Source organism: Xenorhabdus sp. PR6a (genome assembly GCF_028599065.1).
Taxonomy (GTDB): Bacteria; Pseudomonadota; Gammaproteobacteria; order Enterobacterales; family Enterobacteriaceae; genus Xenorhabdus; species Xenorhabdus doucetiae.
This window is the reverse complement of record NZ_JAQRFJ010000074.1, coordinates 1-13,742: the sequence shown is the minus strand read 5'-3', so window position 1 is coordinate 13,742 and position 13,742 is coordinate 1. Positions and strand designations below refer to the sequence as shown.

Annotated in this window: 16 protein-coding genes and 1 pseudogene; 5 read left to right on the top strand and 12 right to left on the bottom strand. The window is 46.4% G+C overall.

The genetic code is table 11. From position 1 onward, the window contains the following. The first annotated feature begins 164 nt into the window (after positions 1-164). The 3 genes and pseudogenes from PSI15_RS15600 (at position 165) to PSI15_RS15590 (ending at position 1,160) form a co-directional block, all read left to right on the top strand. Positions 165-326 (top strand): hypothetical protein, encoded by a 162-nt coding sequence (locus PSI15_RS15600; RefSeq protein ID WP_273584323.1) that lies wholly within the window; start codon positions 165-167, stop codon positions 324-326. Positions 327-534: 208 nt separating this feature from the next. Next, a pseudogene (locus tag PSI15_RS15595) lies at positions 535-749 on the top strand (beta/gamma crystallin domain-containing protein); the annotation flags it as partial. Next, positions 735-1,160 (top strand): hypothetical protein, encoded by a 426-nt coding sequence (locus PSI15_RS15590; protein ID WP_443256103.1) that lies wholly within the window; start codon positions 735-737, stop codon positions 1,158-1,160. The pseudogene PSI15_RS15595 and the gene PSI15_RS15590, both read left to right, overlap by 15 nt. A gap of 194 nt (positions 1,161-1,354) precedes the next feature. On the opposite strand, the gene yfcD is transcribed toward PSI15_RS15590, so the two are convergent. Further along, complete coding sequence (gene yfcD, locus PSI15_RS15585) at positions 1,355-1,882, bottom strand: NUDIX hydrolase YfcD (RefSeq protein ID WP_443256102.1); 528 nt, start codon at positions 1,880-1,882, stop codon at positions 1,355-1,357. Between the two features lie 127 nt (positions 1,883-2,009). Between yfcD and PSI15_RS15580 the strand changes: the two genes are divergently transcribed. Together PSI15_RS15580 and PSI15_RS15575 are read left to right on the top strand one after the other, a co-directional pair. Next, positions 2,010-2,630, top strand: a complete 621-nt coding sequence (locus PSI15_RS15580) for a glutathione binding-like protein (protein WP_273584321.1) — start codon at positions 2,010-2,012, stop codon at positions 2,628-2,630. A 148-nt stretch (positions 2,631-2,778) separates the two neighbouring features. After that, on the top strand, positions 2,779-3,693 hold the full coding sequence (locus PSI15_RS15575) for a TIGR01777 family oxidoreductase (protein WP_273584320.1): 915 nt from the start codon (positions 2,779-2,781) through the stop codon (positions 3,691-3,693). A 62-nt stretch (positions 3,694-3,755) separates the two neighbouring features. Here the strand turns inward: PSI15_RS15575 and PSI15_RS15570 are convergent, their stop codons facing one another. The 11 genes from PSI15_RS15570 to PSI15_RS15520 form a co-directional block, all read right to left on the bottom strand. Further along, complete coding sequence (locus tag PSI15_RS15570) at positions 3,756-4,346, bottom strand: UbiX family flavin prenyltransferase (RefSeq protein ID WP_273584319.1); 591 nt, start codon at positions 4,344-4,346, stop codon at positions 3,756-3,758. 146 nt (positions 4,347-4,492) lie between these two features. Next, on the bottom strand, positions 4,493-6,010 hold the full coding sequence (gene purF / locus PSI15_RS15565; RefSeq protein ID WP_273584318.1) for an amidophosphoribosyltransferase: 1,518 nt from the start codon (positions 6,008-6,010) through the stop codon (positions 4,493-4,495). Between the two features lie 32 nt (positions 6,011-6,042). Then, on the bottom strand, positions 6,043-6,531 hold the full coding sequence (cvpA, locus tag PSI15_RS15560) for a colicin V production protein (RefSeq protein ID WP_273584317.1): 489 nt from the start codon (positions 6,529-6,531) through the stop codon (positions 6,043-6,045). Positions 6,532-6,646: 115 nt separating this feature from the next. After that, a complete protein-coding gene (gene dedD / locus PSI15_RS15555; RefSeq protein WP_273584316.1) occupies positions 6,647-7,333 on the bottom strand; it encodes a cell division protein DedD in 687 nt (228 codons plus the stop codon). Then, a complete protein-coding gene (gene folC / locus PSI15_RS15550; protein ID WP_273584315.1) occupies positions 7,323-8,636 on the bottom strand; it encodes a bifunctional tetrahydrofolate synthase/dihydrofolate synthase in 1,314 nt (437 codons plus the stop codon). Before folC ends, dedD begins: the two co-directional genes overlap by 11 nt. Next, positions 8,629-9,576, bottom strand: coding sequence for an acetyl-CoA carboxylase, carboxyltransferase subunit beta (accD, locus tag PSI15_RS15545; RefSeq protein ID WP_045971536.1), 948 nt, complete (start codon positions 9,574-9,576; stop codon positions 8,629-8,631). The genes folC and accD overlap by 8 nt, the downstream gene beginning before the upstream one ends. 117 nt (positions 9,577-9,693) lie before the next feature. Further along, on the bottom strand, positions 9,694-10,392 hold the full coding sequence (locus PSI15_RS15540) for a DedA family protein (RefSeq protein WP_273584314.1): 699 nt from the start codon (positions 10,390-10,392) through the stop codon (positions 9,694-9,696). Between the two features lie 46 nt (positions 10,393-10,438). Continuing rightward, on the bottom strand, positions 10,439-11,278 hold the full coding sequence (gene truA / locus PSI15_RS15535) for a tRNA pseudouridine(38-40) synthase TruA (protein ID WP_273584313.1): 840 nt from the start codon (positions 11,276-11,278) through the stop codon (positions 10,439-10,441). Then, a complete protein-coding gene (locus PSI15_RS15530) occupies positions 11,278-12,288 on the bottom strand; it encodes an aspartate-semialdehyde dehydrogenase (protein WP_273584312.1) in 1,011 nt (336 codons plus the stop codon). The genes truA and PSI15_RS15530 overlap by 1 nt, the downstream gene beginning before the upstream one ends. Before the next feature lie 68 nt (positions 12,289-12,356). After that, positions 12,357-13,484, bottom strand: a complete 1,128-nt coding sequence (pdxB, locus tag PSI15_RS15525; protein ID WP_273584311.1) for a 4-phosphoerythronate dehydrogenase PdxB — start codon at positions 13,482-13,484, stop codon at positions 12,357-12,359. Between the two features lie 135 nt (positions 13,485-13,619). Beyond that, positions 13,620-13,742: helix-turn-helix domain-containing protein (locus PSI15_RS15520; protein WP_273584324.1), on the bottom strand; the 123-nt coding region annotated here is incomplete at its 5' end.

The following is a 13,742-nucleotide window of genomic DNA, read 5'->3' as shown; positions in this document are numbered from 1 at the left end:
TTCTAATCATTTTGCCAAGCGGGGACGCAATATGTACTTGAAACACTCGCTTTGCCAGATCAATTCCGATAACTTGTTCCATTGGACACCTCTTCATCTTTTTGCTGATGTATTCAGCATGGCTCACGAAAGCCGTTTTGGGGAGGTGTCCATTTCATTAGTATATGATGGATGAATATCAAAATATCGAATTACTCAAATTGCAATTGTTGCAATTAAGGGCAATTCAAGCCAAAGCGGATATGGAAGCAGGCAAGCGGGTCAATGGTGATGACTTTTTTGATCAACTGGAAGCGGGGAAACACGATCAAGTATTATTTATTTGAATAAACAGTACGGTTATAAAAAACAGAGCAAAAAAACATTACAAATTTAAACGCCATCATTTATTAATATAATACAACATAAAATCAAACATGAATTTTTTTTAAAGACAACACTCAATATAAGAGCCGCCCATTATCTTGACATATAAACCAATCCTCTTATTCTAGTTATTTAACTTTGTAACCAAACATAAGGATAAAACCTATTATGTCCAAAGAAAAATTAACTAATGGCGCTATATTTTATACGCAAAAAAATTATGCGGGTTCTTCCTATGAATATCCAGAAAATAGTACAGAAGTCAATTTAGCGGGTACACCATTAAACGATAAATTTTTTCCGTTGAAATTGGAACAGGCTCTATCATATTCGCCTGGCGACATAGCACTGACAGTGAGCCTGGGCAAATTTATCGTGAATGGGATACAAGTCAACCCGATATCAGCGATATTCAAGGATTAACAAAGTTTATTGTATCGCCTTCAAACCGTGATCTACTGGCAGTAAAATTAATTAACGAATCAGGTGTAAATCAAAGATTCAGAGCACATATCCAAACTTATACCATCCCCAACGCAGTAGATTGTTATTCAGATGGGGATTATGAAATTGTTGGTCTAATACCAAAAGATCATCAGCTATACGTCACGTCCGTCGTGATATTTAATCAGAGTAATATTCCTGTTACTCAAGGTGCAGTCTATTTTCAATATAATGGTACTGACCTTGATATTGTTGCTTATGATGATACAAAACCGCCCCATATGCGGTTTGAAAAAGCAGATGGCTATCACTTTAAATTCTTTTTGGAAAAATTTTCTGACAATCAATAAAAGAAAAAGTGAAATAATAAATTAAGACCAATTAAAACAAGGGGTAGGTATCGTAAATATACACACCCCTGTTTTAAATAATCTCTTAATACCAATGGAAAATCTTTATCCCTGCAATAAATATCACCATACTTATCAAGCGCAGAATACATGAGCTTTTCCATATCAACTCTTTAATCCATAAACACTCTTCTTTAATTTAAAAACGATTCTATTTGATTGTTACGCGCCAACCATAAAGAGAGCGCTTTTAGTGAATCTTGGGTGAATTCATCACAACGGGCGGTAATTTCTTCCGGCGTTAACCAGTAAACTGCGGTGACTTCTTCTTCCTGCAAGGCAAATGGGCCATGACTAACACAACTAAACAGACTACCCCATATCCGGCAAGTGTCCTCTTCATAGTAGAAAAGACCATGTTCGGCAAAAGGAACGCCTGCAATCCCCAACTCCTCTTCGGCTTCCCGGCGGGCAGCATCAAGAAAAGTTTCTCCCTGCGTCACAACACCGCCTGCCGTTGCATCTAATTTTCCCGGATAAAAATCTTTGGTTTCTGTACGGTGCTGAACCAGTATTTTGCCCATTCCATCATGTACGACAATATAAGTTGCACGATGCCTCAAGTTCTGCGCTCTCATCTGCTGACGAGTCGATTGCGCGATGACTTCATTGTCTTCATTGACGATATCAATCCATTCAATGTTTGTTGGTTTTTCTTTCATTATCCTAAAAGCCTTCTATCAATGCGTTACCTGTTAGTTTTTGCAGTAAATTTATAACATTTTATCGACAAACGGTGGTAAGGTAACTTTGGTACATTTTTTATCAGTTATTATTACTAGAGGTTATATGATAGATCTATACTATGCTCCAACCCCAAATGGCTATAAGATCACCCTTTTTCTTGAAGAAGTCGGCATTCCTTACACCATCCACCCGATCAATATCAATACCGGCGAACAGTTCAAACCTGAATTTCTTGCCATCGCTCCCAATAACAAGATCCCGGCCATTGTCGATCACCAACCCGCCGGCGGGGGAGAACCTATCTCTATCTTCGAATCAGGTGCCATTTTACTTTATCTGGCAAACAAAACAGGCCAGCTATTAAGTCAAGATTTGCGTGAACGTACCGAACAATTGCAATGGCTGTTTTGGCAGGTTGCCGGCTTTGGCCCCATGCTCGGTCAAAATCACCATTTCAATCGCTATGCCCCGGAAGTTGTCCCCTATGCCATTAATCGCTATGTGGAAGAATCAAAGCGTTTATATAAGGTCTTAAATACCCAACTGGAAAAATACGCCTATCTCGGCGGAAACGAATATAGTATCGCAGATATCGCCACTTATCCGTGGGCGAAATGCTATGAACACCAAAAAATCGATTTGCAAGATTACCCTGCGGTTGCAAAATGGCTGGATAAGATCAGACAACGCCCTGCAACACAAGCAGCCTATAAGGATGCTTAATTCAAATATATGTGAAAAATTCAGTTAATGGCGAAACCTTTCACCATAAAACTTGATATTGATAACAGATAGCAGCATATTTCGCTGCCAGTTGAGTCATCCCTTGTTATAGTCAATAGACAATTATCTTTTGTTACAGGGGGTGGCTATGCGTATCTTAGTGACGGGGGGAACAGGGTTAATTGGTCATCACTTGATCTGCCAACTACTTTCGCTCTCCCACTCCATCACCATTTTGAGTCGTTCACCACAAAAAGTGTATTCTCTGTTTTCTGATCGCGTTGAATGCTGGACAACATTAAATAACCAACACGCCCTCAACGGCTTTGATGCCGTTATCAATCTTGCCGGTGAGCCTATTGCCAATAAGCGATGGACACCAAAACAAAAAAAGAAACTTTGCCAAAGCCGCTGGCAGCTTACGGAACAATTGAGCAAGCTCATTAAGGCCAGTGAATCTCCGCCATCGGTATTTATTTCCGGTTCAGCGGTTGGCTATTATGGCGATCAAGGGCAATCCGTCGTTACCGAAAATGATCTGCCTCATAATGAATTTGCTCATCAGCTTTGTGATCGTTGGGAACAACTTGCTCTACAGGCCAAAAGTGGCAAAACCCGTGTATGCTTGTTGCGCACGGGCATTGTCCTGGCGCCAAGAGGAGGTGCACTGCAAAAAATGCTGCCCCTGTTCCGGTTGGGTTTAGGTGGCGCAATCGGCAATGGCAAGCAGTATATGCCGTGGATACACATTGATGATATGGTTAATGGTATCTATTACCTGCTGGTATCACCTGAGCTACAGGGGCCCTTTAATATGACATCGCCTTATCCTGTGCATAATGAGCTGTTTAGCGCCACACTCGCCAGAGTATTACATCGCCCTGCTTTCATGCGCATTCCTGCATTTGTCTTAAAAATAGTGATGGGAGAAGCCGCAGCATTGGTGTTAGGTGGTCAACAGGCTATCCCTCAGAAACTGGAACAAGCCGGATTTGGTTTCCGTTATTTTCAGTTGGAGGAAGCCTTGCAAGATGTCATAAAAGCACAAAACCAGGCGGGCTAATTTTTGTATCCACCGATTGAATTATGCTGTTGTGATCGCTTCGCAACAGCATAATGACTCACTTAAATGTCGTCTCCAACAGGTTTAACCCCTTGCCAACGGTGAAAGAGATCTTCTGGCAAGTCGATATCGAACTGGTCAAGCACACGGTTAACCGTTTGATCGATAATCTCCTGAATCTGTTCAGGACGATGGTAAAATGCGGGAACCGGCGGCATGATCACCGCCCCAATTTCCGCTGCCTGTACCATTAATCTCAAGTGCCCCAAGTGTAAGGGGGTTTCTCTCACCCCCAACACTAACTTGCGATGCTCTTTCAAGACCACATCTGCGGCGCGAGTCATTAAGCCATCAGTGTAACTATGCACAATACCCGACAGGGTTTTTATGGAACAGGGCAAAATGACCATACCCAATGTTTGAAACGATCCAGAGGAAATGGCGGCGGCAATATCACGATTGTCATGGACAACATCAGCCAGCGCCTGTACCTCTCGCAAAGTATAATCCGTCTCCAATGCCAGAGTCTGCCGAGCCGATTGGCTAATGACCAAATGCGTTTCAATGCCCTCTACTGACTGCAAAACTTGCAGTAACCTGACACCATAAATCGCACCACTTGCTCCGGTCAGCCCGACAATCAATTTTTTCATGTTTTCCTCTGAGATTCTGGCGATATCGTCGTACTTCAAGATACATTGATTATCTCCCTGCGTTGCGGGGAGATGATCAGTTGTTTTCGTCTTACGAGCGGCAACTTGAAGTTGATAAGATATATAACTGCATGATAATAACAATATTATCCTTCATTATATATTTCCAGATTCTCTATTTCGCTCTGTCCGCGCACTTTCATAGCATCGTCCTTACGTAAGTTTTCCAGATAGTCGAGGTAAATCTGGTCAATGTCTTTCGTCACATAGATACCATCAAAGACAGAGCATTCGAATTTTTCAATATCAGGGTTTTCTTCCCGTACCGCTTGCACCAGATCGTGGAGATCTTGATATATCAGCGCATCAGCCCCAATAAGCTGGCGGATTTCATCCACTTCCCGGCCGTGAGCAATCAGTTCATTGGCATTTGGCATGTCAATACCATAAACATTCGGGAAGCGAACTTCCGGTGCCGCCGAAGCAAAGTAGACTTTCTTAGCGCCCGCTTCACGCGCCAACTCGACAATCTGCTCCGACGTGGTGCCACGCACAATGGAATCATCCACCAGCAGAACATTTTTGCCCCGGAATTCAGCGCGGTTGGCATTCAGTTTACGGCGAACGGATTTACGTCGCTCCTGCTGACCAGGCATGATAAAGGTACGCCCAACATAGCGATTTTTGACAAACCCCTGACGATAGGGTTTATTCAGAATATGGGCGATTTCCAGTGCAATGTCACAAGAGGTTTCCGGTACGGGAATAACCACATCAATATGTAAGTCTTCCCATTCACGGGCGATTTTTTCCCCCAATTTTTTCCCCATCCGTAGCCGCGCGTTATATACCGATACCTTGTCAATAAAGGAATCCGGGCGGGCGAGATAAACAAATTCGAACAGACAAGGGGTCAATGACGGGGTTTCTGCACACTGGCGGGTAAATAATTGCCCGTTTTCAGTGATATAAATCGCTTCACCGGAAGCGACATCACGCAGGAATTCAAAACCTAAGGTATCCAGCGCCACACTTTCCGACGCCACCATATATTCATTGCGGCCATCTTCCCGCGTTTTCTTTCCCAACACCAGAGGACGGATACCGTGTGGATCACGAAAAGCCACTATCCCATGCCCAATAATCATGGCAACGCAGGCATACGCACCGCGAATTTTTTTGTGCATGTTTGCAACTGCCGAGAAGATATCATCAGGCTCTAAGGGGAAATGGGGAAATTGGGCTAATTCATTGGCGAAAATATTCAGTAGGATTTCAGAATCTGAGGTGGTATTGACATGGCGGCGGGCATTTTCAAACAGCATTTTTTTCAATTCATGTGCGTTTGTCAGATTGCCGTTATGTGCCAATGTGATACCGAAAGGAGAATTCACATAAAAAGGTTGTGCTTCAGAGGCACTGGAACTGCCCGCCGTAGGATAACGAACATGCCCAATCCCGATGGTTCCCTGTAAACGTAGCATGTGCCGTGTTTCAAACACATCCTTGACCAAGCCATTAGCCTTACGTAAACGAAAACCATTGTTACCATCAATAGTTGCAATACCTGCTGCATCTTGTCCACGGTGCTGAAGCACCGTTAATGCATCATAAATCGACTGGTTAACCGGTGTAAAACCGACGATACCGACAATACCGCACATGTAGCCTTTCCTCATCAGCCAAGCGGAGAGCGTTATCTCTCCGGCAGGAAACTCGACGCACTTTGCAGGTAGTCAAAAAACCACCTGATGATTTGACTGAACTGTGGGATCAATTGTGATTGTTGCCAATCCTGACTTTTGGGGAGGGGCGTGAAAGAGTCTGCAACAAACAGAATAGCAGACACAATCAAGACACCGCGCAAGGCCCCAAAACAGATCCCCAGAACCCGATCTGTACCTGACAGGCCTGTTCGCTGGACAAGTGAACCAATAACATAGTTTACTACTGCACCAACAATCAGTGTTGCAATAAATAAGATAGCAATCGCTATCCCATTCCGCACCAGTTCATCTTCAAGGCGAGTAAAATACGCCGCCAAATAAGTATAGAAGTGGCTGGCAACAAAGAAAGCACAGCCCCATGTTATCAGGGAGAGCGCTTCGCGAACAAAACCACGAATCAGGCTAACCAGTGCCGAGAAGCCAATAATGGCAATAATCGTATAATCAATCCAGACCATATCTTAATCCAAAAACAGACCCCCGACATTCAGGTCGGGCGCATTCTAACAGAAAACGAAAACGTTTGCGTAGTGGATTCATCACTCTACCGAAAATAATTTAAAGACCCTCCGATTATGGCCTATAGTTTTTGATCTGCCCTTGTAATCCCGTAATTTCCCTCAATTCGGCCAAAATGGATTCCAGTGCCTGCCTTGACGCATTCGGCCCGACATAGATCCGGGTCAATTGCCCCTGTACCGGAGAAGCAGGCACAGTGTATACCTGATGCCCGGAAAGGCGCAGCTTCGCCACTATCTCGCCAACTTTATCCGCATTTTTTAATGCGCCAAGTTGCACCACATAGGCTGTTGCCTGAGGCGCTTGTTCTGCTGGCTTCGGTTTAGTCTCTGGCTGGCTTTCAATACGCGATTCCGGTTTCACCTGCGGTTTAGTTTCTAGTTTCGGCTGAGGCGGGGATTCAGGTTTCACCGTTGTTTTAGGATCTTGTGTACCAGTAACAGGGGGGGCTATTACTAGCTCTGAAGACGGTAACCTGGACAGTGTTTCTAAATCTGGCTCTTGCTCCTGTGATTGCATGGCTTGTACAGCCCCTTCAGGCGGTGTGGACGGCATGTTTTGTGCCAATGGCAGGATCGAGTCAATATCTTCTTCATCACCCGGTTTTGGCACCAAAGGAATCGCAGCAAATTGCTCTTCGTTATATTTCTTATCGCCATCAAAAATCATCGGCAACACAATCACGCCCAATGCGACAAGCACGAGGGTTCCAACCAAGCGATTTTGAAATTTACTGGCCACTTTCCTTGCCCTCCTCCGATTCCTCCACAACCAATGCCTCCATCACATGGGCAACCGTGTGGAAAGAACCACAGACCACAATGATATCCTGCACCGATGCTTCTTCCATTGCCTGCTGCCAGGCTGATTCGACTTGCGGGAAGGTTCTGGCGTGAGCCAGATGCCCAGACAATATTTCAGCTTCGGCTCCCCGCAGTTCATGCAGTGATGCGCAGTACCATTCATCAATTTGTTGGGAAAGACAGGCGAGCGTACCGGCAATGTCTTTGTCTGCCAACATGCCAACGACACCACGAATTTTACTGCCCGCTGAACGAGGCAGTTCGGCCAATTTTTGCACCAGATAACCCGCAGCATGTGGATTATGAGCCACATCCAAAATGACCAGCGGATGTTGCCTGATAATTTGGAAACGTCCCGGCAATTGGGCGTTTCTCAATCCCGTATGGATGGCCTGTTCATCAATGGCGCGGCTGACTTTATCATCCTGTTGCAATAAGCAGTGGATCACCCCCATCGCCGTCGCAGCATTTGCCAACGGCAGGTTGGGTAAAGGCAAGGCATTGAATTGCTGATTACTACCTGACCAATTCCAGCGATTTTCATGTTGTGAGAAGTGCCAATCCACACCACGACGAAAGAGCTTCGCGCCCAATTCATCCGCAGTGTCAGCAATGGAATGGGGCATATCCGGTTCACCCACTACCGCAAAATGCCCGCGGCGGAAAATACCGGCTTTTTCACGGCCTATGTGTTCGCGATCTGAACCCAACCAATCGGTATGATCCAGCGCGATGCTGGTGATAACGCCAATATCAGCATCAACGATATTGGTGGCATCCAAGCGGCCACCCAGCCCTACTTCCAAAATCACGACATCAAGATCCGCTTCTTTGAAAAGCTGTAATGCGGCTAATGTCCCATATTCAAAATAGGTCAATGAGATATCACCACGTTGGGCTTCAATCGCGGCAAATACACGGCAGAAATCTTGTTCCGTGGCTTCCTTGCCCTGAATACGCACCCGCTCGGTATAACGCACCAGGTGCGGGGAACTGTACACCCCCACTTTCAGCCCTGCGGCCAGGAAAATAGATTCAAGAGTATGGCAAGTCGTTCCCTTGCCATTGGTGCCTGACACGGTGATCACTTTGGGTGCTGGGTTCAATAGGTCTAATTGACGACCCAGTTTTCCGACACGCTCAAGCCCCATATCAATGGCTTTGGTATGCAGGTTTCCCAGATAGGAAAGCCACGTCATCAGTGGCGACGTGGCTTGAGGAATTTGCAAAATATCAGACATCTTCTTTATTAGGATTGATGTTTATATCAGCTTCAACATCAGCAGAGTCAACAACGACTGCTTCCACTGGCTCCGTTTTTGCGCCCGGCTGCGGTTGATGCGTCAACATGGCGAGCAGGCTGGCAACTTTATCGCGCATGTCTGGACGGCGCACGATCATGTCAATTGCCCCTTTCCCCAGCAGGAATTCACTGCGCTGGAAACCTTCCGGCAATTTTTCACGCACGGTCTGCTCGATGACACGCGGGCCGGCAAAGCCAATCAATGCCTTCGGTTCCGCGATATTAATATCGCCCAGCATCCCCATACTTGCGGTCACCCCGCCCATCGTTGGGTTGGTCAAAACACAGATATAAGGCAAACCCCGATCTTGCATTTTTGCCAGCGCAGCACTGGTTTTTGCCATCTGCATCAGTGACATCAGGGATTCCTGCATACGTGCCCCACCACTGGACGTAAAACAGACAAACGGGCAGTTATCTTCCAGAGCCTGTTCAACCGCACGGACAAAACGGGCGCCAACCACCGACCCCATTGAGCCACCCATGAAATTGAATTCAAAGGAACCGGCCACCACGGGCATATCATGCAGCTTACCTTTCATGACGATCAGCGCATCTTTTTCTTGCGTCTGCTTCTGGGCGGCAGCCAAGCGATCTTTGTATTTTTTGATATCACGGAATTTCAGGATATCCTTAGGTTCCAGCTCACTGCCTAATTCCGTGCCAGTGCCTTCATCCAAGAATGAATCCAATCGTTGGCGGGCTGAAATACGCATGTGGTGGTCACATCTTGGACACACCTCAAGGTTACGCTCTAATTCAGCACGATAAAGTACTTGACTGCAACTGTCGCATTTTGTCCAAACTCCTTCAGGTATGTTTGCCTTACGAGTTTGCATTATTTTGCTTTTATTTAGAATCTTTTCAATCCAGCTCATTAATGAACCTTTCCGTCTGAATCTGGCTGATGCCAGCTTTTGTTTTACGTGCCATTAAACCACAATGCCATTACAGTGTGGATAAAAAACTGCTCAAACCTGTTTACGGTTATCGATTTATCTATCTACTGCACTGCTTGCTGCTTTTTTCGAGGCAGCGCGACGATGACGCCAAATTTCGATGATGCCCGGCAGAATAGAAATAAAAATAATCGCAACAATCAATAATTTCAGATTCTGCTGTATCACCGGCATATCACCAAATAAATAACCCGCATAGGTGAATAATAGCACCCAGATAAATGCACCGATGACGTTATAAGCCGCAAAATGGCGGTAAGACATTTTCCCCATTCCGGCAACGAACGGTGCAAACGTTCTAATAATTGGCACAAACCGAGCCAAAATGATGGCTTTTCCACCGTGTTTTTCATAAAACCCATGAGTCTTATCTAAATAACTCCGGCGGAAAATCTTTGAATTTGGATTGGTAAACAGTTTCTCACCCAAAATTCTACCAATGGTATAGTTTATCGCATCACCAATAATGGCGGCTGTAATCATCAAAGCTGCCATTATGTGGACATTAAGATCATTGGAATCAAGTGCAGAGAGTGCACCCGCCACGAAGAGCAAGGAGTCCCCCGGCAAAAATGGCGTCACCACCAAGCCTGTTTCACAAAATATAATCAGAAACAGGATGCCGTAAACCCAATCACCATAGTGAGCCACCAACTCCGCTAAATGCGCATCAATGTGTAAAATAAAATCGACAATGAATTTCGCAAAATCAACAAAATGAGTTAAAAACTCCATAATATTCCTCGTTACGACCCAACATCCCTGTCATGATTCGAAAATGTCAGATTAATTTATTTCCCAGAAACAGGGGGCCCATCATCGGTTCAGGTAAACCAAAACGATCAGGATAATCCACCGCAACTAAATATAAGCCCTCAGCTTTGGCGGTTGCTGCCGCTTTTGTCCTGTCTTTCAGGGCTAATAATTCCGCCATCCAGCCAATATCCTGGTTACCGCAACCAATCTCCAGCAAGCTGCCAACGATATTGCGCACCATATGATGAACGAAGGCATTCGCCTTAATATCAACCACAACATAATGCCCGTGCCGGCTGACGTTAATATGCATCATATTGCGCCACGGTGAATTGGACTGGCACTGCACGGCGCGGAAGGAGGTAAAGTCATTCTCTCCCAACAAGCTCTGTGCCGCTTCATGCATTTTTTTCTCATCCAATGGATAATGAAAATGCGTGACACCGTGCGCCAATACCGCAGGACGATAGCGATGGTTGAAAATCACATAGCGATAACGGCGAGCGGTTGCACTGAAACGGGCATGGAATTCATCCTCCACCGTTTTGACCCAACGTACTGCGATATCCGCTGGCAAATGGCTATTGACTCCCATCGTCCATGCGGCATCTTTACGTTGTACCGAGGTGGTAAAATGCACGACCTGCCCGGTTGCGTGTACCCCGGCATCCGTCCTGCCTGCACAAAAAACGGCAATCGGCTCATTCGCGACTTTCGACAGGGCTTTTTCCAGGCACTCCTGTACGCTTTTCACTTCTTGCTGACGCTGCCAACCATAATATCGGCTGCCGTCATATTCAATCCCCAGTGCAATTTTCACTTGCTTTGCCGCTGGCACAGACTGACCCAGCTCGGTATCAGACATCAGTAAAATTGCTCCTGCATCAGGTTTTCGGCGATTTCAACCGCCATCAAGGCACCGCCAAAACGGATATTATCGGCAACTGACCAGAATTGCAGCATCTCTGGCATACCATAATCATGGCGCAGGCAACCGATGCTTAAACGATCACTGCCCGACGCATCCGTGACCGGAGTCGGGTAATCTCCCTCGTCTGAGACCTGAATGTCTTCGACACGTTCAAATTCATCACGCGCCTCTTCTATCCCCACCGGACGCAATGTTTCGACACTGACCATCTGCGCAATGCCATAGAAAACCGACGATTGGACACAACTGACGGAAACCGGCAGCCCTTCATCCTGCAATATTCTGCGAATTTGATCGACAATACGACGCTCTTCACGCACTGTACCTTCTGCATCAGGTAACAGAGGCAGCATATTGAACGCCAATTGTTTGCTGAAACGGCTTTCATCGGGTGGAATGCCATTTAATAAACGGGCACTCTGCCCTGCCAGTTCATCAATGGCAGCTTTGCCATGCACGGAAACGGGCAATAGATTGGTCAACTGTAAACGGGCAATGCCGGCCGCATCGATCAAGGGCTTGATGGCGGTCAGCACCTGACTGGTTGCGCTGTCGGCCACCGCAATGATGTTACGGTGACGGTATTCAGCCAGTGCGTATGCATTAACGCCGGGAACCACCAGAGGCACATCAGGCTCTGCGGCAAACAAGCCGCTGCTGTCAATCACCAGACAACCCGACTCCGTTGCTTTTTCAATATGTTGCGCAGTGACTTCCATCGTCGCGGCAAAAAAAGCGAGTTGCACCTGTGACCAGTCAAATTCTGCCGCATCACGAACGGTGATATTTTTGCCGTTAAAACGCTGGATCTTTCCAGCACTTTGTTCGCTGGCAAGAAGATGCAGTTCACCAACCGGGAACTGACGTTCCTGTAATAACGCCAATATCGCTTCACCAACTGCGCCCGTTGCACCCAATAGCGCAATATTCCAACCTTCTGACATGTTGGTTTTCTCCACTTCTCTTATTTCATTTCTTATTTTTGCCGGCTGGCAGGAAACCCCTGCCGGTATTAAATCACCGTTGCATTAAATCCAATGCTGGATAGCAATTGAGCGCTCTCTTCTGCGTCACAATGCACGGTCAGGGAAGACCACTCCCGACGTTCTGGATAGTTTTTGCGTAACCGATCAAACGCACCCGCCTGATCCGCAACCTGACGTAAGGGAGCATCATCACGGCGCACATCATACACTAAGTGCATCAAACGCTTGAGGACGCTTTGTGTGACTTCTCCCTGCACGGTGATCTGGCTGAAATCAGAAGCCGGCAACCAATCAGCCAGTTCCGTCTTGCGGGGCTGCCCCAGGAATTCACAATACGCCTCAAAAACCTGGGTTGTTCCCCGTGCCTTGCCTTCCAAGGTATAGCCAGCAATATGGGGAGTCGCAATATCGACTAACTCCAGCAGGGGCAGGGAAAGATTAGGCTCTGGTTCCCAAACATCAAGGACGGTACGGAGTTTTTTCCCCTGTTGCAGTACGGCAAGTAGTGCTTGATTATCAACCACCTCGCCACGGCTGGCATTAATTAAAATTCGGTTGTCCGGTAATGCAGAAAGTAATTCTGCATCCGCCAAATGATAGGTCTGATAGGAGCCAGATTGATTCAAGGGGGTATGGAAAGTCAGAATATCGGCTTCTTTCACCAGTTTTTCTAAAGGCCAAAACTCGCCTTCATCACCCCGATCTGCGCGGGGAGGATCGCACAGTAAGGTCTTCACGCCCAAAGCCGCCAGCCGATCAGCCAAAGGCCCACCGACATTGCCAACCCCGACAATACCCACGGTTTTATCTGTAAGTTGGAACTGATCTTGTTCCGCCAATAGCATCAGTGCTGAAAAGACATACTCAACGACGGCAATGGCGTTACATCCGGGGGCGGCGGAAAACCCAATTCCGGCCTGAGATAACCATTGCTGATCCACATGATCCATTCCCGCCGTGGCCGTGCCCACAAATTTCACTGAGCTGCCTTGCAACAGGGATTCATTAACTTTAGTGACCGATCGAACCATAAAGGCATCAGCATGTTCCAGCACACCCTCCGGTACTGGACGCCCCGGAATGGCCTGTACTTCACCCAATTGCTGAAAGAGTTGTTCAGCATAAGGCATATTTTCATCAACCAAAATTTTCACTTTTCTCATCCAATGGCTTAAATGGGCGTGACACGCTATTCTGCCACTTTATCTGCATAAAACCTATATGCCTTGCTCTTTTCAAGCTAGCCGCCCAGTAACAAGATGATGGATATAGGATTTTTTACTGTCAGATCAGCCTCTTCTGAAACGTTCCGGTGTTGTCCCGGCAAGCTGCTGAAACATGGCAATAAAAGCCGAGGATGAGCTATACCCCACATCAAACGCAATTTCGTAAATATTTTTCCCCTGTTCTAA